Origin of the sequence: Flavobacterium pallidum, from assembly GCF_003097535.1 — a bacterium.
GTDB classification, from domain to species: Bacteria; Bacteroidota; Bacteroidia; order Flavobacteriales; family Flavobacteriaceae; genus Flavobacterium; species Flavobacterium pallidum.
On record NZ_CP029187.1, the window covers coordinates 1,434,296 to 1,456,289 of the forward strand.

General features: G+C 44.4%; 15 protein-coding genes and 1 tRNA gene. 10 read left to right on the forward strand and 6 right to left on the reverse strand.

Annotation, left to right across the window (positions count from 1 at the left end; translation table 11 throughout):
* The first annotated feature begins 17 nt into the window (after positions 1 to 17).
* The 4 genes from HYN49_RS05765 (at position 18) to HYN49_RS05780 (ending at position 8,799) form a co-directional block, all read left to right on the forward strand.
* Positions 18 to 2,978 carry a SusC/RagA family TonB-linked outer membrane protein gene (locus HYN49_RS05765; protein WP_108903234.1) on the forward strand — a complete coding sequence of 987 codons (2,961 nt, stop codon included), beginning with the start codon at positions 18 to 20 and terminating at the stop codon, positions 2,976 to 2,978.
* Between the two features lie 10 nt (positions 2,979 to 2,988).
* Positions 2,989 to 4,605: a RagB/SusD family nutrient uptake outer membrane protein gene (locus tag HYN49_RS05770; RefSeq protein ID WP_108903235.1), complete on the forward strand. Its 1,617-nt coding sequence runs from the start codon at positions 2,989 to 2,991 to the stop codon at positions 4,603 to 4,605.
* An 18-nt stretch (positions 4,606 to 4,623) separates the two neighbouring features.
* Positions 4,624 to 5,757: a SusE domain-containing protein gene (locus HYN49_RS05775; protein ID WP_108903236.1), complete on the forward strand. Its 1,134-nt coding sequence runs from the start codon at positions 4,624 to 4,626 to the stop codon at positions 5,755 to 5,757.
* A gap of 117 nt (positions 5,758 to 5,874) precedes the next feature.
* Positions 5,875 to 8,799, forward strand: a complete 2,925-nt coding sequence (locus tag HYN49_RS05780) for an alpha-amylase family glycosyl hydrolase (protein WP_108903237.1) — start codon at positions 5,875 to 5,877, stop codon at positions 8,797 to 8,799.
* 57 nt (positions 8,800 to 8,856) lie between these two features.
* Here HYN49_RS05780 and HYN49_RS05785 read toward each other — a convergent pair whose 3' ends face one another.
* The 6 genes from HYN49_RS05785 to HYN49_RS05810 all read right to left on the reverse strand — a co-directional run bounded on the left by HYN49_RS05785 (position 8,857) and on the right by HYN49_RS05810 (position 15,658).
* Entirely contained in the window at positions 8,857 to 10,419 is a 1,563-nt protein-coding gene (locus tag HYN49_RS05785; protein ID WP_108903238.1) for a hypothetical protein, read from the reverse strand.
* 126 nt (positions 10,420 to 10,545) lie between these two features.
* Positions 10,546 to 10,938: an ExbD/TolR family protein gene (locus HYN49_RS05790; protein WP_108903239.1), complete on the reverse strand. Its 393-nt coding sequence runs from the start codon at positions 10,936 to 10,938 to the stop codon at positions 10,546 to 10,548.
* Positions 10,928 to 11,650 carry a MotA/TolQ/ExbB proton channel family protein gene (locus HYN49_RS05795; RefSeq protein ID WP_245892263.1) on the reverse strand — a complete coding sequence of 241 codons (723 nt, stop codon included), beginning with the start codon at positions 11,648 to 11,650 and terminating at the stop codon, positions 10,928 to 10,930. Before HYN49_RS05795 ends, HYN49_RS05790 begins: the two co-directional genes overlap by 11 nt.
* A 338-nt stretch (positions 11,651 to 11,988) precedes the next feature.
* On the reverse strand, positions 11,989 to 14,904 hold the full coding sequence (locus HYN49_RS05800) for a carbohydrate-binding domain-containing protein (protein ID WP_108903240.1): 2,916 nt from the start codon (positions 14,902 to 14,904) through the stop codon (positions 11,989 to 11,991).
* Complete coding sequence (locus HYN49_RS05805) at positions 14,901 to 15,383, reverse strand: T9SS type A sorting domain-containing protein (protein ID WP_108903241.1); 483 nt, start codon at positions 15,381 to 15,383, stop codon at positions 14,901 to 14,903. Before HYN49_RS05805 ends, HYN49_RS05800 begins: the two co-directional genes overlap by 4 nt.
* A gap of 202 nt (positions 15,384 to 15,585) precedes the next feature.
* Positions 15,586 to 15,658, reverse strand: a tRNA-Phe gene (locus HYN49_RS05810).
* 98 nt (positions 15,659 to 15,756) lie between these two features.
* Here HYN49_RS05810 and HYN49_RS05815 point away from each other — a divergent pair.
* The 6 genes from HYN49_RS05815 to HYN49_RS05840 all read left to right on the forward strand — a co-directional run bounded on the left by HYN49_RS05815 (position 15,757) and on the right by HYN49_RS05840 (position 21,986).
* Positions 15,757 to 16,485: a type III pantothenate kinase gene (locus HYN49_RS05815; protein WP_108903242.1), complete on the forward strand. Its 729-nt coding sequence runs from the start codon at positions 15,757 to 15,759 to the stop codon at positions 16,483 to 16,485.
* Entirely contained in the window at positions 16,482 to 17,726 is a 1,245-nt protein-coding gene (locus HYN49_RS05820; protein WP_108903243.1) for a hypothetical protein, read from the forward strand. The genes HYN49_RS05815 and HYN49_RS05820 overlap by 4 nt, the downstream gene beginning before the upstream one ends.
* Positions 17,727 to 17,753: 27 nt before the next feature.
* Complete coding sequence (lptC, locus tag HYN49_RS05825) at positions 17,754 to 18,320, forward strand: LPS export ABC transporter periplasmic protein LptC (protein WP_108903244.1); 567 nt, start codon at positions 17,754 to 17,756, stop codon at positions 18,318 to 18,320.
* Between the two features lie 2 nt (positions 18,321 to 18,322).
* Positions 18,323 to 18,520 carry a hypothetical protein gene (locus HYN49_RS05830; RefSeq protein WP_108903245.1) on the forward strand — a complete coding sequence of 66 codons (198 nt, stop codon included), beginning with the start codon at positions 18,323 to 18,325 and terminating at the stop codon, positions 18,518 to 18,520.
* Between the two features lie 3 nt (positions 18,521 to 18,523).
* The gene (locus HYN49_RS05835; RefSeq protein WP_108903246.1) at positions 18,524 to 19,786 is read left to right on the forward strand and encodes a hemolysin family protein; all 1,263 of its coding nucleotides are present in this window, start codon (positions 18,524 to 18,526) and stop codon (positions 19,784 to 19,786) included.
* A 106-nt stretch (positions 19,787 to 19,892) separates the two neighbouring features.
* Positions 19,893 to 21,986: a peptidylprolyl isomerase gene (locus HYN49_RS05840; RefSeq protein ID WP_108903247.1), complete on the forward strand. Its 2,094-nt coding sequence runs from the start codon at positions 19,893 to 19,895 to the stop codon at positions 21,984 to 21,986.
* The last annotated feature ends 8 nt before the right edge of the window (positions 21,987 to 21,994 follow it).

Here is a 21,994-nt window from a genome sequence, read left to right on the forward strand (position 1 = left end):
TAACTTAAACAAAATGTATGAAAACAATTTACACTAAGTTGTTAATTTTAGTACTCCTACTTCCGCTAAGTGCCTTTGCTCAGGGCACTTTGAACGGTAAAGTCACTGACCAGTCGTCAGGACAGCCGTTGCCGGGAGTCAGTGTGATTATCCAGGGTACCCAAAACGGTACTTCGACAGACATGGATGGTAATTTCTCCCTATCCAATGTAAAGCGCGGCGACAAAGTCGTTTTTACATTCATTGGGTATAAGGAGGTGGTCCAAAACTATGATGGACAAAAATCCGTATCTGTTGTTATGGAAGAGCAATCAAATGAACTACAGGAAGTTGTGGTTCAGGTAGGTTACGGTAGCGTGAAGAAAAAAGATGCTACGGGATCCCTGACCACTGTCAGCAGCAGGGATTTTAATAAGGGAACGAATGTTACTGCGGAAAATCTGTTAAACGGACGGGTTGCAGGTTTAACCATTAATACAAGTGGTGCTGCAGGTTCCGGTTCTCAAATCAGGATCCGGGGCGGTTCTTCATTAAACGCTTCAAACGACCCGCTTATCGTTATTGATGGTTTGCCGATTTCAAATTCGACAGTAGGAGGATCAACCTCTATCCTGGCTTCGATCAACCCAAGTGACATCGATAGTTTTACCATCCTGAAAGACGCTTCCGCAACTGCAATTTACGGTTCGCGCGCTTCCAATGGTGTCATTATCATCACTACCAAAAAAGGAGGGAAATCCCTGGCGGTAGACTACAATTTCCAATATGGTTCAGGACGGGCTGTAAATAAAGTAGACGTACTGAGTGCGGCTGAGTTCAGAAAGGCGATTACTGATAACAGGCCGGCCGATGTGCCATTACTGGGGACAGCAAATACCGACTGGCAGGACGAAATATACAGGAATACCGATTTTGTAGACCATAATATTACTGTGAAAGGCTCATTGTTCAAAAAGATACCAACCAGGCTTTCTATCGGTAATACCTATCAGGAAGGTTTGCGTTTGACGAACGATTTCAACAGGACTACGGCTTCTGTATCGATGAATCCAAGTTTGTTCAATGATCATTTGAAAATTAACCTGAACGCGAATTATGCGCGTGAGAAAAACAGGTTCGCGGACGGTGTGGAAGGAAATGCCATTTATTTTGATCCTACACAACCCGTTTATGACGCAGCATCTCCATTTGACGGATTTTTCGAATACACTAAAGATGGATTCAACGACAGGCCGGACGATAAATCATCACGTAACCCTGTGGCGCTGTTGCTGCAAAGAAGCAATGTTTCTAAAGTAAACAGGTTTTATGGAAATGTAGAATTCGACTATAAGTTCCATTTCCTGCCGGAATTAAGGGCTGTTTTGAACCTTGGGTTTGACCAGGCAGCAGGTGAAGGAAGGAATTCTTTGCCTAGCAGCAGCGCTGCCGGAAACGTATATTTTGATGCTACGGCAGGGCATGACGTCTCACACGGAAGTTATTCTGAATATACAAGCGACAGGAAAAATAAGCTTCTTGATGCATACCTTGTATACAGGAAGGACTACACTAATATGAATTTTGACGTTACCGGTGGTTATTCTTACCAGAAATTTGAAAGCGAAGATTACAACTCTTCAGATTTGAGGGATAACAACACCCAGACCAATAGTGAAGTTACAACCAACCCTGATATCGTATTGATTGGGTTTTTTGCAAGGTCAAATATCTCCTTCAATAATAAATACCTGTTTACATTGTCATACAGGCGTGACGGTTCATCAAGATTTGGTGATGATTACAAATGGGGTAATTTCCCTGGAGCTGCCTTTGCATGGAAAATTAAAGAGGAATCATTCCTTAGAGATTCAAAAGTATTCAGCGATTTGAAACTCAGGTTAGGGTATGGTGTGACAGGACAGCAGGATATCGCTGCGGCATACAGCTACCTTGACATCTACAGGTTGTCACAGCCGACATCACAATATACTTTTGGCACAACACCTACCATTATAGGTATGGCACAGTTCAAGAATTCCATCATCAAATGGGAAGAAACCACGACTTACAACGCAGGTCTTGATTATGGGTTTGCAAACAACAGGATCAGGGGTGCAGTCGATGTTTTCTACAAAGAATCGAAAGACCTTTTGTCCTATGTACGCGTTCCGGATGGGACCAACCTTGGTAATGCAGGATTCCAGAATATTGGTGACTTTACTACAAAGGGGATTGAATTCTCTATCAGCACAGATATTGTGAAAACCGACAATACCTTATGGAACGTGAACTTCAATGCAACCCATTACGAAAGGAAAATCACCCGTTTGTTAGGTGGTGAAAACATCCAGATCGGTGGTATTTCAGGAGGAACAGGAAACACCGTGCAGATTTATAGCGAAGGTTTCAACCCTTCTTCATTTTATGTCTACAAGCAATTGTATGATGCGGACAACAACCCAATCCAGGGCGCTGTAGCGGATATCAACGGTGACAACATCATCAACGACAACGACCGTTACATTTATAAGAATGCTGACCCGAAAGTGATTTTTGGCTTTGCTTCGGCGTTTAATTATAAAAACCTCGATTTTTCTTTTAATCTTAGGGCAAATATCGGTGGAAGGATATTCAACAACATCAATTCAAACAACGCACAATTCCAAAGGCTGAGAGGAGATTCAGCATCAGCGTTGACGAACATCCCAAGTTCTACTTACGATTCTAACTTTGTCCTTGAAGACAAGCAAACCACGTTGTTGTCAGATTACTATATTGAAAATGCCTCTTTCCTGAAAATGGATAACGTAACTTTAGGATATACATTCCCGAAATGGCTGGATGGAAAAGCATCGCTGCGAATCTATTCAGGTGTGCAGAACGTATTTACGCTAACAAAATACAGCGGTCTTGATCCTGAAATCACAGGCGGTATCGACAACACAATCTATCCAAGGCCAAGAACGATACTGGTAGGTGCTAATGTAAAATTTTAAAAATTGAATGATGAAAAAGTATTTAAACTTATTTTTATTTACGGGTTTGCTGATACTGGCAAATTCGTGCACCAATGACCTTGATGTAAAGCCCCAGGATGATGATGAATTCGTTGCAGATGAATTTTACATGAAACCTGGTGCTTACAAGCAGGCATTGGCGGGTGTTTACGGCAACCTTGCCCTGACAGGATCAGGAGATGCAGGATCAAGTAACATTTCCGGACTCGATGCAGGTACAAGCCAGTACGGCAGGTGTCTTTGGTATATGCAGGACCTCACAACCGATGAAGTGGTATGGTCTTACGAAAGTGACCCCGGAACCAGTGAGATTAACCGTGTAACTTGGAGTTCGACCAACCCGATCTTCAGGGGGATGTTCTCAAGGGCTTGTTTCGAAGTGACGCTTGCCAACGAATTCCTCAGGCAATCTTCTGCTGAGAAGTTGACCGCAAGGAATATCAGCGAGGCTGAAAAGGCGGAGATTGTGCATTACAGGGCTGAAGCGAGATTGTTAAGGGCATTGGCTTATTACCACCTGATGGACCTTTTCGGAAAAGCTCCTTTTGTAACCGAAAATGACCCGATCAGCACAACATTCAAGCCGCAGCAATACGACAGGCAACAATTGTTTACGTTCATTGAATCGGAACTTCTTGCTATTAATGCAGACCTGAAGGATCCTAAAACAAATGAATATGGAAGGGCTGACAAAGCTGTAGCATGGATGATCCTTGCAAAGATTTACCTGAATGCTGAGGTCTATATCGGGCAGAGCAAATATGTAGAATGCCTTGCTAAATGTGATGAGATCATCGGCGCAGGATATACCCTTGCGACCAATTATAAAAACAACTTCAATGCGGATAACGACAGCAACGAGGCCTATCAGAAAGAATTGATTTTTACAATCCAGTCTGACGGCCAGCTCACCCAAAATTACGGACCTACAACTGTAATCATCAATGGCGAGGTTGGTTCTATCGAAAACAACGGGTCTTCATTGGGCGTAAATGGCTGGAGCGGTGCTTTAAGGACCAGGAAACAGTTCGTGCAGAAATTCGCTGGCGCTGAATTCAACAACGATGTCAGAAATACGCTTATCAAAACCGGCCGTACCATGGATGTGGTTGATATAGCTGAGAAGAAAAACGGCTACATCATCACCAAATTCTCTAACCTGACCTCTACCGGAGCCAATGGTAAGGATAAAGGTTTCGTAGATACGGATTTCCCCTTGTTCCGACTCGGAGATGTTTACCTGATGTATGCTGAAGCGCAGATGCGTCGCGATGGTGCTACAAATGGCAGCGGCACAACAAACGCCAGCACGCAATCAGTTGATTATATAAATGCATTGAGGACCAGGGCTAACGGCCAGACCGTCAGCAGCGGAAGCATTAACCTTCAGTTTATCCTTGATGAAAGGCTTAGGGAATTGCATTGGGAAGCACACCGCAGGCAGGATCTGATCCGTTTCGGTCAATATACAGGCGGTGTTTATAATTGGGATTGGAAAGGAAACAGCAGGTCAGGATCGGCGATTCCGGCACATTATAACGTTTTCCCGGTTCCGACCGCAAGCATCAATGCGAATTCGAATTTAACGCAAAATCCAAATTATTAAAAAACAAAAAAAGATATTATGAAAACAAAATTAAGAATCGTTTTAGCAACTTTATTACTTGCAGGACTTTCGTCATGTGAGGATGATGACAATTTTATGCTGGTCACTCCGGATAATGCTGAGTTCACCATCCTGACGCCTGCTGAAGGAGGATCTGTAATACTGAACGAGGCCACACCTTCAAACCCTGGCATATCTTTATCATGGTCAGAACCGGATTATGGTACGCCAACAGCCATCACTTATTCTGTTGAGGTAGACAAGGATATGGGCGATTTCACTGCGCCTTATGCCGTAGGCCCGACAGCTACGCCTGGGCAGACGAGCATCATCATCAACTCTGCAGACCTGAACCTTGCAGCTTTGAACAAAGGTGCCACGCCTTTTGTAGAAAGCAAAATCAACCTTAGGATTAAAGCAACGGTTGGAACTGGTGCTGAGCCTGTTTATTCAAACGTGATCTCTTACCTGGTAACGCCTTACGGATGTCTTAACCAGTATGCCGTTGGAGCTGGTATCCCTGCTTCAGGATGGAACTGGGACAATCCTACAACCTTTATCTGTAATGACAACGTCTTGACGCAGACAGTTACCCTGGCAAACGAGACCTTCAGGTTTTTTACCACAGAAGGGGATTGGGATTCAGGAAGGAACTATCCTTACTACACAGGAGAAGGTTACAAAATCAGCTCTACTTTGGTTAATGCAGCAGACGGGGACAGCAACTTCCGTTTCATAGGAACACCTGGGGTTTACAGGTTAAAAGTAGACGAAAACAATAAAACGGTAACACTTGCACAGGGAGCAACTACTGCTACGTCAAACTGGCTCGTTGGTGCTGCAACACCAGGCGGATGGTCATGGGCCGGGGATTCTGAGACAGAATTCGGTCTGATTTCTGACGGTGTATATGAAGTGCCTTTGAGGCTTAGCAACAATGATACATTCCGCGTTTTCTTAGGGAATGACGGAACCAATGACGGCAACTGGGGCAACAGCCACAATTTCCCTTACTATGTAGGACAGGGTTATACCATCGACAGCGAACTTGAGAATGCAAACGATGGTGACAGCAACTTCAGGTATATGGGCCCAACTGACACGAGGGTTTTCAGGATTGATACCAATACTAAAACCATTACAGTAGAATAACACTTTTATAAATTACAATGGCTGAATTTATTCAGCCATTGTTTTTATTATGTAGCAAGATATGCGAAGCATAAATGAAACAACAAGATCTATTTTCGGAATCAAATACATTACCAAATGAAAAAAAATATTCTGTCATTATTCCTTTTATTCACCGGAATGATTACAGCGCAAATGCAAACGCTGACCTATTCTGTTACACCTTCGAGTTTTGAAGAAACGACGTTCATCACCATTACGATCAACGGAAACAGCCTTAACGAAGCTTCCTGGGGCATTTCGACGACACATGATCTTTATATGTGGGCCTGGTGTTTCGATGTTAACGACCAGAACAGCCAGGATAGTCCAAGCAATGGGACCTGGGACTTGTCGAGTGAAGCGAGCAAGTTTACTTACAACGCCGGAACGGACACTTACACCAAAACATTTGCTCCTACTACCTATTACAATAGGGTAGGTATAGGCAGGATTGGTTTTTTAGCGAAAGCAAAGAATGGAACAGGGGATAAGAAATCCCAGAATATGACCGCTGAAGTAGGTGCCTTCCAGGTAAACCTGACTGCTCCGGCAATAAACAGCACTACAGTATTGCCTTCAGGCGGAAGCCTGATGATTACTGCAAATAACGGAAATGGAAACGCAAGTTATGTACTGCTTGCAAATGGTGTGCCGGTAAATACCAATGCGGCAACTTCAAGCTACAGCTTTAATCATACGAACATCACCGCAAACCAGAATTATGAATTGCAGGTCACCCAGGGTGCGGTGACGATTACGAAAACATTTTCTGTACTAGTGAATCCAGGGGTAGCCACCGCAGCGGTTCCGGCCGGTATGGAAGATGGTATCAATTACAATCCTTCCGATGCCTCAAGGGCTACATTGGTGCTGACAGCGCCAGGCAAGGATTTCGTATATGTTGCAGGCAGCTTCAACAACTGGCAGCCTAATGCTTCTTATGCGATGAAGAAAGATCCTGATTTTGCCAACAACGGAAAATTATGGCTTGAAATAACAGGGCTTACCCCAAACATAAACTACACTTACCAGTATTGGGTAGCCGACATGACGCCATTTTCAAGTTCCCCTTCCCTGGTGAAAACAGCCGATCCATTTTCAACTTTAGTCGTAAATCCATATGACGATCCCTACATCTCTGCTGCAACTTATCCAAATATGCCGTCCTATCCCGCAGGCCAGAACCGCGACGTAACTGTTTTGCAGACCGGACAGGCACCTTACAATTGGCAGGTAACTAATTTTACGAAGCCTAAAAAGGAAGACCTGGTGGTTTATGAAGTTTTGATCAGGGATTTCGATGCCAACAGGAATTTCCAGTCTTTAATCAATCGCATCGATTATTTTAAGAACCTGAAAATTAACGCCATTGAACTCATGCCGGTCATGGAATTCGAAGGCAATGAGTCCTGGGGTTACAACACGTCGTTCCATATGGCTTTGGATAAGTTTTATGGAACTTCGGATAAATTCAAGGAGTTCATCGACCTGTGCCACCAGAACGGGATTGCGGTAATCCTCGATGTCGCACTCAACCACGCTTTCGGGCGAAACCCGATGGTGCGCATGTGGATGAAAGATCCTGACGGTGACGGCTGGGGAGATGCAAGTGCAGAAAACCCGTATTTCAATGAATTTGCAAAACACACTTATGGTGTGGGGAATGATTTCAACCACGCTTCGGCTTTTACCAGATCTTACGTGAAAAGGGTCATCAAACATTGGATCAAAGATTATAAAATCGATGGTTTCCGTTGGGATTTGACCAAAGGTTTTACGCAGGCCTGTTCAGGCAGCGATGAGACGTGTACCAATGCGTACCAGGCAGACCGCGTTGCAGTGCTTAAGGAATATGCGGATTACTCGTGGTTCGGGGACAATTCAAATGTTCCGAATGCATGGAATGGAGATCCATACCATTATGCTATTTTTGAACATCTTGGATCTGATAATGAAGAGCAGCAATGGGCCAACTACCGCATCAATGAAACACCAAGCAAAGGGGTAATGATGTGGGGCGAAATGACTTACCCATACACGCAGCTTATCGAAGGATATGCCAATGGTGCCGACATCAGCAGGATGGGCAACACCGCACATGGCTTTACCGCCAAACGTGTCATGGGTTATCCGGAAAGCCACGATAAGGAACGCATGGTTTATAGCGCGATGAAATATGGCGTAAATACAGGAACGTCTCCGGTGTTGAACAATCTTAACAATACCTTTACAAGGATGTCGTCAGTTGCAGCGATCTCGTTACTGGTGCCTGGCCCGAAGATGATTTGGCATTTTGCCGACCTGGGTTACGACGATTCTATTTTCACCTGTGATAATGGTACCGTAAATACCGATAATGATGCCACTTCAGGCGACTGTAAACTGGCAACCAAACCACAGGAGCAATGGACAAACAACTGGCTTTCTGTTACCGAAAGGGCACAACTGTACAACGATTATGCCCGGATGATTTCATTAAAAATCAACGAGCCTGTATTCGAAGGTTCCTATACCATCAGCCCTGATGGCGGAAATAACCTCAAGCAAAGGATTTATGTCTTTGATAACGCGTTGCCTTCAACGGCATTGAAAAATGTCGTGATACTGACCAATTTCAATTCCAGCGCCCAGGCTGTCACGGCCAATTTCCCGTACACCGGAACCTGGTACAACCTGATGGACAATTCTTCTATGGATGTTTCCAATACCGCCATGACTGTAAATATCGCTGCGGGTTCGTTCAGGATTTATGGCAATAAACAAGGGCTTTTGAATGTTGATGGTCTGGAGCAGGCAACTATCAGCCTGTCGCCAAACCCTGCTTCGGGTTATTTTACACTCAATGCGGAAACGACTGCCGTACAGGTATATTCCATTACAGGGCAACTCGTAAAATCGTTCAGGGATCATTTTACGAACACTTCCATTTTTGATGTCAGTGATCTTAATGAAGGGGTTTATATTGTGAAAGCACAGGATGCAAATCATCGCGAGAGCACAATGAAACTCCTGAAACAATAATTGAGTTAGTTATTTTTTATGCTTAAGGCCTTTCTTCTCGGAAAGGCCTTTTGGTTTTTAAATCAGGATCTTCTTCAATCCTTCCTGAATATTCAGCCAGAAGAAATTGTAAAATGATGTTTTCGGGTTGCGCTTCACTGACACGGCTACATTTTTGACCTTGTCCTTGGAATCATTTTTGACCAGTAAATTGGCTATCGCCGTTTTCAGCTTGTTTTTCTTATTCGGGTCCTTCTTTTTATACAGCGCGACTTTTACATCATGGTATTTCATAGCAAACTCGCCTTTTGATTCAATATCATTCCCGTTGATGTTGAAATACACTTCGTCAAATACCCCTTCCTGCATCATGTTGCTGTAGTTCTTTGTAAACGAAACGAGGTTTTTTATGTTGAAGTTCAAAATACTTCCTTTGATGTTGAAGCCATCGGTCTTATCCAACACGTTGAAGTTCCAATCCACTTTCATGGGTGAGGCATTCATGAAAAGGCAATGCATCCTGATTTTTACATCGGCCATCTTATCGTGCCCTTCATCGCTTTTGATGTTCAGGGCGGTGAGGTTGAATTTATTGAAACTGATTTTCCCGGGTCCTTTCTCGAAACTGATTTCCTCTTCATACACGATATCCGAATCCTTTAACTTCAGCGTGTCCACGCGCAACGGAAATGTCACGTCACGCAGCATGCGGTTGTATAAATGGGTCGGCGTAGGCCTGTCAACAGGCTCTTTGCTGCGGTAAATGTTCGCATTCACTTTATCCAAAACCAAAGCATCGGCGCTGAAGTACAGCTTTCCGTCTTTAAAACCCCAATCCATTTTCCGGATGTCGAGCCCCGCGGCCTTCAGTGTGTACAAGTCTTTTTCTATTGGCGTATACGCCACAAACTGCCTGCGCGTCATTTCAGGGACCATTTCAAAATCCTTCAGGCTGAGTCCGTTGGTTTCGGTTTGTATATTTTTCGCCTTGATGTGATACACTGCATTGTTCTTAAAATACAAGCTGTCGCAGCTGAATGAATACGTTTTATAATCAAAAGGAATCGTACGTTTCAGGATGTCGTCACTCACCGTAATGCCTTCCAGTTTGATGTTGATGTTGGCCGCATTCAGTACAGGCTTGTTATTCTTCACATAAATGATCTTCACATCGCCATGATTCAGGTACAAGTCAGAAACGGTAACAATCGATTCAAACGGTTTCACTACTTCTGAGCCGATGCTCTTGCTGCTGTTCATCGCATTGTCGGTTTTTTTGTAAAACACGATTTCAGGTTTGTTCACCGTGATGCTTCTGGCCTTGATCTTATTGCTGAAGAGCACCGCCATACTGCTGAAATCCTTCACTTCTACAGATTCGATCCGTGCATAGATTCCAGCCTTATTCACCGTGTCCTTCACTGCTTTCTTGGGTGTAAGCCGTATGCCTTTCACTTTGATGCTGCCATCCCAGACATCGATCTTTATACTGTCGTATGCAATATGGTAGGCTGTCTTGTTCTTGTCAGAAAGCAGTTCCGGAAGTTTCCTGTTCACCCAAATGTTCACGCCCTTATTGACAAGGAGCAGCAATACGGCAAGCGCCGCAACAGCGATCAGGATTTTTTTAAGTATACGCATGCGGCTAAAGTACAGACATTCATGCGCGTATCCCTTATGCTTTTTTATGTTGATTCTTACAAAATTTGAGTTGCGGGAATAAAAAAACCGGGACATGCCCGGTGTATTATGATTTGGATCCTAACATCATTTTGCGGTAGCAATCACAAAGTTCAGCTTCAGCTTCACCCCGATCTGCATGATGTCTACCAGATCCTGCACTTTATTGTCTGCAGGCACGCGGACTACGACGGTTTTATCGTTCGCGGCATTCGTCTTCTCCGCCAAAGCCGTTTCGAGCTCCTCAAAAGCTACCGCCTGCTGGTTCAGGAAATACTGCTTGTCTTCGGTTACCGAAAGCGTGATGTGGTCCTTGTTTGTTGTTTCGTTGGATTTCGCCTTAGGCAATGTCAGCTTGATCACGTTCGGATTTGCCAGCGTTGAAATGATCAGGAAAAACAAAAACAGGAAAAACATGATGTCGCTCATCGAGGACGTCGGGATTTCCGGATGGAAACGTCTTTTTTTCTTAATTCCCATTTTGCGGTTCGTGTATTATATTGATTACTTCCAGCGTCTGTTTCTGTACTTTCAGCGTGAAATTATCAATCATCATATTAAACAAATGGTATCCTGCATAAGCCACGACCCCTACTACAAGTCCCGCTCCGGAGCTGATCATCTTTTCATAAAGTCCGCCCGAAATGGTCTGGATATTCAAATTTCCGGTGGCTGAAATCGTGTGGAAGATTTTAATAACCCCCGAAATCGTCCCGATGAATCCAAGGATCGGCGCAATACCGGAAATCAATCCCAAATAGCCAAGGCCTTTTTCCATCTGCGCGATTTCCACTTCTGCGGTCTTATCCATTACCGATTCGATTTCGCTTATGGGTCGGCCGATAATAGCGATGCCGCTCCGCAATATATTTCCTGATGCCGATGGCTGGCGTGTGCATACCATCAATGCGTTGTCAATCTTGCCCACTTTCAGGTTCATCCGGATGTCGTTGATCATCATGACATCCTGTTTGGTCTGTTTCTTAATCGACAGATAGCGCTCGATAATTACGTATATGCAGAAAAAAAGCAACAGGATCAACGGGTAAATCATGATACCGCCTTTCAATACGAAGTCAAGATAAGATACTTTTTCTGTCACCGCAACGGTTGCCCCGGCTGCATCAACGGCCGTATTAGCGATAGTGTCGGTCACGGGATTGTCCTGGAGCAGGAAATTAAGGAACATCATAAAAGGTTGTTTTAAAGTGATATTTATAAAGCCTGGAATACGGCTCCCGACAAAAATAAATAAATTTTAATCTTTCAGGCCATCCGTCCAAAAGAATAACGGAAGTTTTTTGGATTAATTATGAAACGGGCGCAAACGCGAGTTTTACTGTTTCAGATGCTGTCCGGGCGTAAAGCCCAATTGCGTTTTAGCGGGATGTGTTTGTTTGGTGCGTACTGTGCAGGCAATGCTTAAAAACTGAGTTTCTACATTCAAGCATTAACACTCTTTTTGCCTTTCCAGACAAAACTAAAAACCCCGGCACTGTAGCCCGGGGTTTGCAATAGAGGTGATTCGTATTAAAAGGACTGCGTATTCAAAGTACTGTTTGCCGATGACGTAAATGTCGTCTTCAGCGTTCCGCCCACATTCGAATAAGTCCCGCCGGTGTATAATCCCCAGCCGGTAGCGGCGCCTACAAAACTTCCGCCGGTGTATGAACCACCGAAATACACTTTGTAGCTGGTATTGGCGGCGATATTAGGACTGGAAAAGTGGAAATAATACACGCCATTTTTTGGTTTGAAAGTCACCATTTCCGTTCCTGCGGCATTTTCAATATGCAATATCGAAGTGGCTGCAAGCTGCGCGTTTGATTTCAAATACATCGTACGCTGTGTCGAAGTGCTGTTGAAATTCTTGGTCATATTCGCATTCGATCCCGCCGAAATCAGGTAGCCACCGTTCATATTAAATATCCCGTTGAAATCGATGCCTTCCTCTGGCTGGTTCGTCACGCCGCAAACTACCGTAGTGCCGCCGGTAATCGTGATGTTTCCGTTGCTGTCGATCGCATCTTTCCCGGCTACGATGACAATGCCGCCAGAGATGTTCAGCTGGCTGTTGTCATTCGATTCGGTTCCACCTGAAACGGTTCCGTACGTGGCATTGATGCCGTCATTGGAAGCGGTAATGTTCGTTACCCCGCCGGTGAAGTTAATGATCGGTGCCTCGACACCTTCGCCCATAGCCTGTACGGTCGAATTGGCTACAATCGTGTTGTTTCCGCCATTGATGCTTACTGAAGCATCGGAGTGCACGCCGTCATCAGTCGATGTGATGGTATTGGTCCCGTTATTGATCACCACAGCGCCTACGGCAACGATGGTTTTTGGATGGTTGTAATTGGTTCCTGAAACCTGGAAACGGCTTCCTGTAGTCGTAATGTTTAATACAGGTATGCCTGATGCACTGCCGATGATAATTGCGCCGTCCGCTTTTAGTCCTTTTCCGCCGGAACCGGAATTTGACGTGGTCACTGATCCTCCAGTGATATTGATGTCGCCATCAGCACTCCATGCTGCCGAACTGTAGGAATCCGTAATGCCTGTAATCCCGGTGTAAATCGTTCCGGACCCACTTGAAGTGACATGCACGGTTCCTGATGCCATGTTGATGTTGCCGTTTGAGGAAATGCCCTTGAATCCGGCGCCTGTTCCTGAAATGGTGACTGTGGCGCCTCCAATATTGACATCGGTGTCTGATGTAAGGGCAGCGGCATAAGAAGGATCATAGCCTGAGCCGGAAGTTTCCAAAACCACACCGCCGGTGGAGTTGACTGTAATATTTCCGCCGTTAAGGTTCATATCGCCTGTGGTAGCCACGCCTTTAGACTGGTTGCCGCCTACAGTACAGCTGATGTTTCCGCCGTTTACAGTCAGGATGCTGTCGACATCGATGCAGGTGCCGTTTTGGTTGGTTACCGATAGCGTGAGTGTACCGTTGTTGATGGTTACATTGCCGTCAGCCTTGATGCATTTCGGCGCTGTATATTTTGCTGTGGCAGAGTTGTTCGTCCCCGACACCAGGAATTGAGATGCGGTGTTGGCAATCGTAATGGCCGGCGTTCCTGTAATGCTGCCGATGGTGATATTTCCGTTGGCCGACAAACCTTTACCGCCTGATCCTGTAATGTTCAGGTGGAATACGCCACCTGTAATCGAAATGTCGGTATCCGTACTGAAGCATGAAGCCGAATAACTTTCGATCGTGCCTGAAGTATTGGTGTAAGTAGCGCCAGTCCCGGCATTATTCATTGTAAAATCGCCACCTGTAACCGTGATGCCCCCATCCGAAGAAAAACCTTTTCCTCCGTTTGCAGCGGCAGTAACGGTAATGTTAAACGTACCGCCGTTGATGGTGGTGGCCGCGTTTGATTTCACAGCCGTAGCATAAGAAGGGTCGAAACCGCTTTCTGCGGCAGTAAACACTGCAATGCCTGACAGCGTTGCGGTGATGTTTCCATTGTTGATATCGATATTGCCTTTGGCGCTGATGCCTTTGGATTGTGCCCCGGAAACCGTCATCGTGATATTGCCTCCGTTGATGGAAATGGTGTTGTTCCCGGTTTTGATGGCCTTCACATCGTCGGCAGTGGAAGTGATATGGATGGTTCCTGCGCTGATGTTGATCGCGCCGTTCCCTGCGTCAATGCCATCGGCGAGGGATGTAATGGCCACTGTACCACCATCCATCGCGAAACCTTCGGCATGGAAACCGTCAGATGCTGCTGATGACACAGTCGTTGTTCCATCAAGCACGGTAATCATTCCTGAGGTATTGATACCGTGTTTTTTCAAAGCACTGATATGCAGCGCACCGGAATTTTCGATGACGATCGGGCCGTCGGTCGTAATGGTCCCGTTGCGGTTGCTTGCCATGCCATCGGACAATGCATTCGTGGTGTTTGCGGAAAGCTGTATGTATGTTGTCTTCCCGCCTGTAATACTTATTGGTGCCCCGGTCGGATTGGTCAGCGTCAGGTTGTTGTATACAAGACGGATGTCTTTGTCGGTGGCCAGCTCGAGACTTCCGTTGGCCGACGAACCCAGCAGATGGTATTCCAGATTGTCGATGCCCGATGCTGCCGTAACGGTTACCGTTCCCGCCGCCGCCGTAATCGATACGCCTGAAGCTGCATATGGATTGATGATCGTCGCGTTGTCATCACCATTATATATAATGTATATCTTGTCAAGGCTGACAGTGTTCGATGTGAATGTCAGGCTGTCGATAAGCGTTTTCTGGATGTTCAGGGTATTGGCTTCGCCGGAAACCTTAAACTTCGCATAGGTACTGTTTAGCTTGATGCTGTCTACGGCAGTCAATTCTTTGGCATACATTGTATTGCCGGAATTGTGGATCTGTATTTTCTGCTGCGCAAATGAAAAATTAGCCAGCAATACAAGCAGTGTTATGAAGTGTATCTTTCTCATTTTTTGCTGAATTTAATCGTTACATCATTTACCTGAACGAGGTACAATCCCGCAGGCAGAGCATAAACATTGATGTCCTGTCCGGATTTGTAAATGCCTTTCAGGAGCAATTGTCCTGTCGTGGAGTAAATGTTTGTCTTAAGGTCTTCACCGGAATCCGAACTGATGCTGATGACATCCGCACCCGGATTTGGGTACAGCGCCAGATTGTTTTTATTCTCGCTCAAAGTCGTGGTCCCCAGCGCAGCATCAGAAAAAATTATTTTCCTGATAATGTTCACCGGAATGGTGGTGGGTGCAGTCGTTCCGTTTAACTTGATGTACAGGTTGTCGGTTTCGAAATAGAGTTTGCCTGCTTCGGTCACGTTAAAAACCTGCGTATTGCCGTCATAATAGGTTACGGTGACGCCGGTTTGTGCAAAAGAAATACCGCTTAAGAGCAGTAATCCCATCAATGCGAATTGGTTAAATAGCTTCATTGGATTTCATTTTATCGTGTAAAAGAAACTTTTTTTGAAGCTGCCGGGAAATAATTGAGGTAAAGCAAAAATATATTGAGGTGGATTTTTACGAAATCGTTAACTTAAAATTCCTGATGTTTTTGGATTGTAGATCCGGAATATTTTCTTGAATAACGAGTTAAATAAAAACAAAAAACCCCGACGAATGTCAGGGTTTAAGTGGTACCTCCAGGGATCGAACCAGGGACACATGGATTTTCAGTCCATTGCTCTACCATCTGAGCTAAGGTACCTTGCGTTAGCGGGGGCAAATATAGGATGATTTTTAATTTATCCAAAACAAATATTAAAAAAAATCTATTCGTAACTTCGCACCCTCAAAAAGGCTGTGATGATTTTAACCATTGATGCGGGAAACACCAGAATTAAAGGCGCTGTCTTTGAAGAAGATACGATGCTGTCTGATTTTGTTTTCCCTATGGAAGACTTTAAAATATCCGTTTCAAAAATTCTTGATGTGCATAAAGATATTACCGATATTGTCGTTGCTTCGGTCAGGAATATGCCTTTGGATGACTTTTTTTGGTTCCAGAACCGTGTAAAAGTAACCCTGATTACCCATGAAAGTATTTTCCCTTTTCGCAATTTATATGAAACACCACTGACGCTCGGTATCGACCGAATGGTGCTTTCAGCTGGCGCTGTATTGGCTTTTCCCGGACAAAACCGGCTTGTGGTTGATGCTGGAACCTGCATTACATACGATTTCGTGGCTGCGGATGACCAGTATCTCGGCGGCGCGATATCCCCAGGGATCAGGCTGCGGTATGAAGCCCTGCATCATTATACAGCGAAACTACCCTTGCTGAAAAGGGAATTGCCCGATCATTACATCGGGAAATCGACAAACCAATCCATGCATTCCGGCGTAGTGAACGGCGTGATCAATGAAATCGACGGTTTTATCGCCCGGTATGAGCAGCAGTATCCAAACTTTACAATAATTTTAACGGGTGGCGACACAGATTTTTTGGCTAAACAATTAAAAAATACCATATTTGCCAATTCAAATTTTCTGCTTGAAAGTCTGAACCACATTTTTCAATACAATCAAGAATGATTAAAAAACTTTTAGCAACCATCGTATTGCTTTTCTCCCTTGCCATTACTGCCCAATCAGGAACTTCTTCCCCTTATTCTTTTTACGGCATCGGCGATGTAACTTTTAAGGGTGCGGCCGAGAACAGGTTTATGGGAGGCGTCGCCGTATTTTCAGACAGTATCCACCTGAATCTTTCAAATCCCGCATCAATTGCCGGACTGAAGCTAACGACATTTACAGTAGGCGGAACAAACAGCCGCAACAAACTCATTACAAATACACAGGAAAGTAAGGCATCGAGGACTTCGGTGGATTACCTGGCATTGGCCATCCCGATCGGCAAATGGTCGGTTTCGGCAGCATTATTGCCCTATTCTTCCGTAGGATACCGTACACAAAGGCTTGCTCAAAACGTGAATGAGACCAGCAGCAGGTTTGAAGGAAGCGGTGGCGTGAACAAGGCTTCGATCGGTACGGCATACAGTCTGAATTCAAAATGGAATATCGGAGCGAATGTTGAATACAATTTCGGGCAGATTTCCACTACGAGTTATGAGTTCCTGCCTGACATCCAGTTGGGCTCGCGCGAAAAAAATGTGTCTAATGTTTCGGGGGTCACCTTTAATACAGGTTTGATGTACCAGTCCAGGGTCAATAATAAATTTGACGTTTTCGGAAGCTTTACTTTTACGCCTGAAACCAAGCTGGCGTTGCAGAATGAGCGTAAAATTGCTACGGTCACCGGCCTAAACTCTTCCGGGTCTGACGAAGTTCAAGTTGATGTCGATGATACTACTGTAAACCTGCCTGCAAAGTTTTCTGTTGGAGGTGGTTTCGGCGTGGTCAGGAAATGGCTTATTGGAACTGAAGTGACGTTCCGAGAGTCCGGAAACCTAGGCAGCCGTTTTACCGACATCAGCAACGTAGGTTATGAGAATTCCCAGAAATATTCCTTAGGAGGGTATTTTATCCCAAATTATAATGCCTACAACGGTTATTTCAAAAGGGTTACGTACCGCGGTGGTCTGCGTTATGAAAAGACCGGACTGATCATTGCCGGAAAATCAATCGAAGATATGGCTGTGACCGCCGGTTTCGGTTTTCCTGTAGGGAATGGTAGTTTCTCGAACATTAACCTTGGCGTGGAATTTGGCAGGAAAGGCACGAAAGCCGCTAGCCTGGTAAGGGAAAATTACACTAACTTTACGTTAAGCCTTTCATTGAACGACAAATGGTTCGTGAAGAGGAAATATGACTAATACGACCGGAGCGCCCCGGTTTTGCCGATGACCCGTAAACTGAAAATACAATCACTGTTGCTGTCTTTTTTTGCCATTCCTTTTTTCTGGAGTTGCGAAAGCAATTTCAAGGATGTACAGAAGTTTTATTTTTCAGAATTTATGCCTACCGGCGAAGCCGATTCCATCAACCTTAAATATACCGATTCAGGAAAAATCACTGCGGTGCTTGCCAGCCAGCGGATGCTCGATTACAGCAGCGTGCGTTTCCCGTTTACGGAATTCCCGAAAGGCATCGACCTGACGCTTTTTGACAAAAATGCCAAAAAGACCTTTATAAAATCAGATTATGCAGTGAGTTTCAAAGGTACTGATATGATCGATTTGCGCGGGAATGTGCGCATCACTTCTGAAAACGGCCAGCAACTCACGACCGAACAACTGTATTTCGACCAGAAAAACGAATGGTTTTTTACTGAAAAAAACTTTAAATTTACAGACCCAAAAAGCGGATCGACCACAGGTGAAGGCATCGATTTCAATAAGGATTTTACCCGGGTTAACTTCCAGAAGGTAAAAGGGCTCATCAACCAATCCGCCAATACAAAATTATAACTATGAACAATTATTTTAAATATACCCCGTACCTGTATCTTATTGTAGCGTTGTTTGCTGCTTATAAAAGTGTCATGGCGTGGAGTGGGGAACGCGACCAGGCGTATATGTTTCTTGGAATCGCCGTTTTGTGCCTGTTCATGTTTGGGTTCAGGCTGTGGTTCATCAAAAGGATGGACGCGCGCAACCGCAAACCTTAATCCATGGGAGCAGGCATTATTATCATATTGTGCTTAGTGCTTTCGGCTTTCTTTTCAGGCATGGAAATTGCCTTCATCTCGTCAAATAAAGTATACCTGGGTATTGAAAAGATGCAGGATACTTTCGTTTCGCGGACCCTTTCAAAACTTACTGAAAAACCTTCCATGTTCATCGCGTCTATGCTCATCGGCAACAACATTGCGCTGGTGGTGTATGGTTTTTATATGGGAAGCGTCGTGATGGGCTGGCTGACGGGTTACGGTGGCCTTGCGAAAGGATTTTCAGGATTGTTGCTGCAAACGGTGATTTCTACCTTTATTATATTGATCACATCCGAGTTCCTGCCCAAGGTTTTTTTTCAGGTATATGCCAATAGCCTGATTAAGTTTTTTGCCATTCCAGCTTATTTTTTCTACAGGATTTTTTATTTCATTTCGACGTTCATTATGTGGATTTCGGATATGATCTTAAGGAAAGTTTTCCATTCCGGCGGCGACCAGGAGCAATTGCTTTTCAGTAAGGTTGAGCTTGGGAATTATATTTCGGAACAGATGAGCGCCGTAGAAGACGATGCTGAAGTGGATTCAGAAATACAGATTTTCCAGAATGCACTGGAGTTTTCAGGCGTAAAAGCGCGTGAAATCATGAACCCGCGTACCGAAATCGCTGCCGTTGAAATCCATGATTCGGTAGCCGAACTTAAAGCGCTTTTTATTGAAACAGGGTATTCAAAAGTACTTGTTTACCAGAATTCGCTTGATGACATTGTAGGTTACATCCATTCTTTCGAATTGTTTAAGAAGCCGAAAAGCATCAAGTCGGTCATGATTGCGGTAGAATTCGTTCCGGAAACGATGCTGATTAAGGACGTGATGGCGCTTCTGACGAAGAAACGCAAAAACGTTGCCGTGGTCCTTGATGAATATGGCGGTACTTCGGGCATGCTGACCATTGAAGACATTGTCGAGGAGCTTTTCGGCGAGATCGAGGACGAGCATGATGCTGATGACAGCCTGATTGAAAAGGAGCTCGAGCCTGGTGTCTTCCTCTTTTCAACAAGGTTTGATGTTGAATATATCAATCAAAGTTATAAACTCGATATCCCGGAAAGCGATTCCTATAGTACACTCGGCGGATTCATCGTAAACCATACCAAAGAGATTCCCCAAAAGGGTGAAAACATCCAGATCGGGCACTTCCATTTCCTTATTGAAGCGGCAACGGAGAAAAAAATCGAGCTTGTAAAAATGACTGTCAGGGAGTAAGCTGAAAAAAAAACCACTTTTTTGTCGAAAATATTTTGGTGGAGCACAATTATTTGACATATAATTGTATTTTCGCAAACTGAATTAAAAAAATAACAGAATAGAAATGGCAGTTTTATCAAAAATCAGGCAACGTTCGATATTGTTGATAGCGGTTATCGGCTTTTGTCTCTTTGCATTTATAATTGGAGATCTTGTACAAAGTAACTTGTTTTCAAGAAGCGCTAACAATATCGGAAGCGTAAACGGGCACGACCTTCCAATGGATGAGTTCAAGACCAAAGTAGAAAATGTTACGAAAAGTTCTCAGGGCGCAACCCAGAGCCAGGCAGTAAATTATGTTTGGGAGTATGAAGTGAATAACACGCTGCTTGATGCCGAATTTGACAAGCTGGGTCTTGAAGTAGGTGATGATCAAATCATTGACATCCTGAAACAAAATCCTCAAATCGGGCAAAATCCAATGTTTTTAGGAGCGACAGGAGTTTTTGACATAGCTAAATTCGATGCCATTGCTTCGCAGGGCGTGGAGGCGAAAAACTTCGTGACCGAATCGAAAAAGGATGCTGCTGAAAACGCAAAAAAGCAAATCTACAATACGTTGTTAAGGGCCGGTGCTTATACCACGGCGCTTGAAGGCAAGATGAAATACAAAATGGAGGCTGATAAAGTAAGCTTCGATTATGTTTCTGTTTTGTTCTCTACCATCAAGGATAGCGATGTGAAAGTGTCTGACGACGAGATCATCGCTTACATGAGGAAAGACGAGAAAAGGTATAAGTCTGAAGAAAACCGTGAATTGGATTATGTGATTTTCGAAGACAAAGCATCAAAAACCGATGAAGACGCGATCAAAGCCAAAATGGATGCCTTAATGGCTCCAAGGGTAGAATATGTAAACGGGAAGAATGATACCATCCCTAGTTTTGCAAACGCAACCAACGTGGCTGAATTCGTGAATTCAAACTCTGACACGCCTTACGATTCAACCTACATTGCTAAAAAAGACCTTCCTGCACAGTTTTCTGAGCAGTTGTATAACCTTCCGACAGGTCAGGTTTTCGGTCCATATATTTATAACAACGGCTATTGGTTGTCAAAATCAATGGGACGTGAAGCAGGAGCGAATGTAAAGGCCAGCCACATCTTATTGTCTTATAAAGGAGCCATGCGTGCTGCTCCGACTGTAACGCGTTCCAAAGAAGAAGCAGCTGCAAAGGCCAACGAGCTTTTGGCAGAGGCCAATGCAAAACCTGAAATGTTCTTCATGCTTGCCATGCAGAATTCAGACGATTCTTCAAAACAGCAAGGTGGTGATTTGGGTTATTTCTCAAAAGGTGCCAACAACCTTACCAAGAAATTCGCAGATTATATTTTTGCAAACCCGATCGGGAAATTAGGACTGGTTGAAACGGAATTCGGATACCATATTATTAAAGTGACCGATAAGCAGGATGGTGTACGTTTGGCTACCATCTCTAAAAAAATTGAGCCTTCTGCAGAAACTGTAAATACCGTTTACAACAAAGCGGTGAAATTCCAGATGGAGGCTAAGGATAAATCTTTTGACCAGGTAGCGAAAGCAGCTAAACTTACGATCAATCCATCGGTTAAAGTGAGGGCTATGGACGAAAACCTGGGTGCTATCGCAAACCAGAGGCAAATCGTGAAATGGGCTTTCAACAAGGATACTAAAGTAGGCGCTGTGGAGCGTTTCGAAGTAACCAATACAGGACACGTGATCGTTAGGCTGAAAAAAGTGAATGAAGAAGGATTACTTCCTTTGGATGAAGCCAGGCCAATGATTGAGTTGAAACTGAAAAACCAAAAGAAAACGGCTTTGATCAAAGCAAAAATGAAAGGTGGTTCGCTGGAAGCTATTGCAGCTGCAAATGCTACGAAAGTGCAGACCGTTGCGGATCGTACTTTAGAAACGGCAAGCCTTGAAGGTGTTGGTTTAGAGCAAAGGGTTGTGGCTACTGCGATGGTTACTCCGGCTAACAAACTGTCTGCCCCGATTGAAGGGATGTCAGGCGTGTATGTGGTGAAAACGACTGCTTACACTAAAGCTCCGGCAATCCAATCTTATAAAGATTATGTAGCAAAACTGAAAGTGAATAACGGAAACACCATGCAGCGTATCTCTGCTTCATTGAAGAAGGATGCTGAAATCGAAGACAACAGAAGTTTGTTCTACTAAGATAATAT

Coding starts and splice junctions, on each gene's coding strand:
- HYN49_RS05800 (WP_108903240.1), bottom strand. CDS start 14,904: ATGAGAAAGATACACTTCATAACACTGCTTGTATTGCTGGCTAATTTT.
- HYN49_RS05820 (WP_108903243.1), top strand. CDS start 16,482: ATGATTAAAAAACTTTTAGCAACCATCGTATTGCTTTTCTCCCTTGCC.
- HYN49_RS05785 (WP_108903238.1), bottom strand. CDS start 10,419: ATGCGTATACTTAAAAAAATCCTGATCGCTGTTGCGGCGCTTGCCGTA.
- HYN49_RS05780 (WP_108903237.1), top strand. CDS start 5,875: ATGAAAAAAAATATTCTGTCATTATTCCTTTTATTCACCGGAATGATT.
- HYN49_RS05815 (WP_108903242.1), top strand. CDS start 15,757: ATGATTTTAACCATTGATGCGGGAAACACCAGAATTAAAGGCGCTGTC.
- lptC (WP_108903244.1), top strand. CDS start 17,754: ATGACCCGTAAACTGAAAATACAATCACTGTTGCTGTCTTTTTTTGCC.
- HYN49_RS05795 (WP_245892263.1), bottom strand. CDS start 11,650: ATGATGTTCCTTAATTTCCTGCTCCAGGACAATCCCGTGACCGACACT.
- HYN49_RS05840 (WP_108903247.1), top strand. CDS start 19,893: ATGGCAGTTTTATCAAAAATCAGGCAACGTTCGATATTGTTGATAGCG.
- HYN49_RS05775 (WP_108903236.1), top strand. CDS start 4,624: ATGAAAACAAAATTAAGAATCGTTTTAGCAACTTTATTACTTGCAGGA.
- HYN49_RS05770 (WP_108903235.1), top strand. CDS start 2,989: ATGAAAAAGTATTTAAACTTATTTTTATTTACGGGTTTGCTGATACTG.
- HYN49_RS05830 (WP_108903245.1), top strand. CDS start 18,323: ATGAACAATTATTTTAAATATACCCCGTACCTGTATCTTATTGTAGCG.
- HYN49_RS05805 (WP_108903241.1), bottom strand. CDS start 15,383: ATGAAGCTATTTAACCAATTCGCATTGATGGGATTACTGCTCTTAAGC.
- HYN49_RS05765 (WP_108903234.1), top strand. CDS start 18: ATGAAAACAATTTACACTAAGTTGTTAATTTTAGTACTCCTACTTCCG.
- HYN49_RS05790 (WP_108903239.1), bottom strand. CDS start 10,938: ATGGGAATTAAGAAAAAAAGACGTTTCCATCCGGAAATCCCGACGTCC.
- HYN49_RS05835 (WP_108903246.1), top strand. CDS start 18,524: ATGGGAGCAGGCATTATTATCATATTGTGCTTAGTGCTTTCGGCTTTC.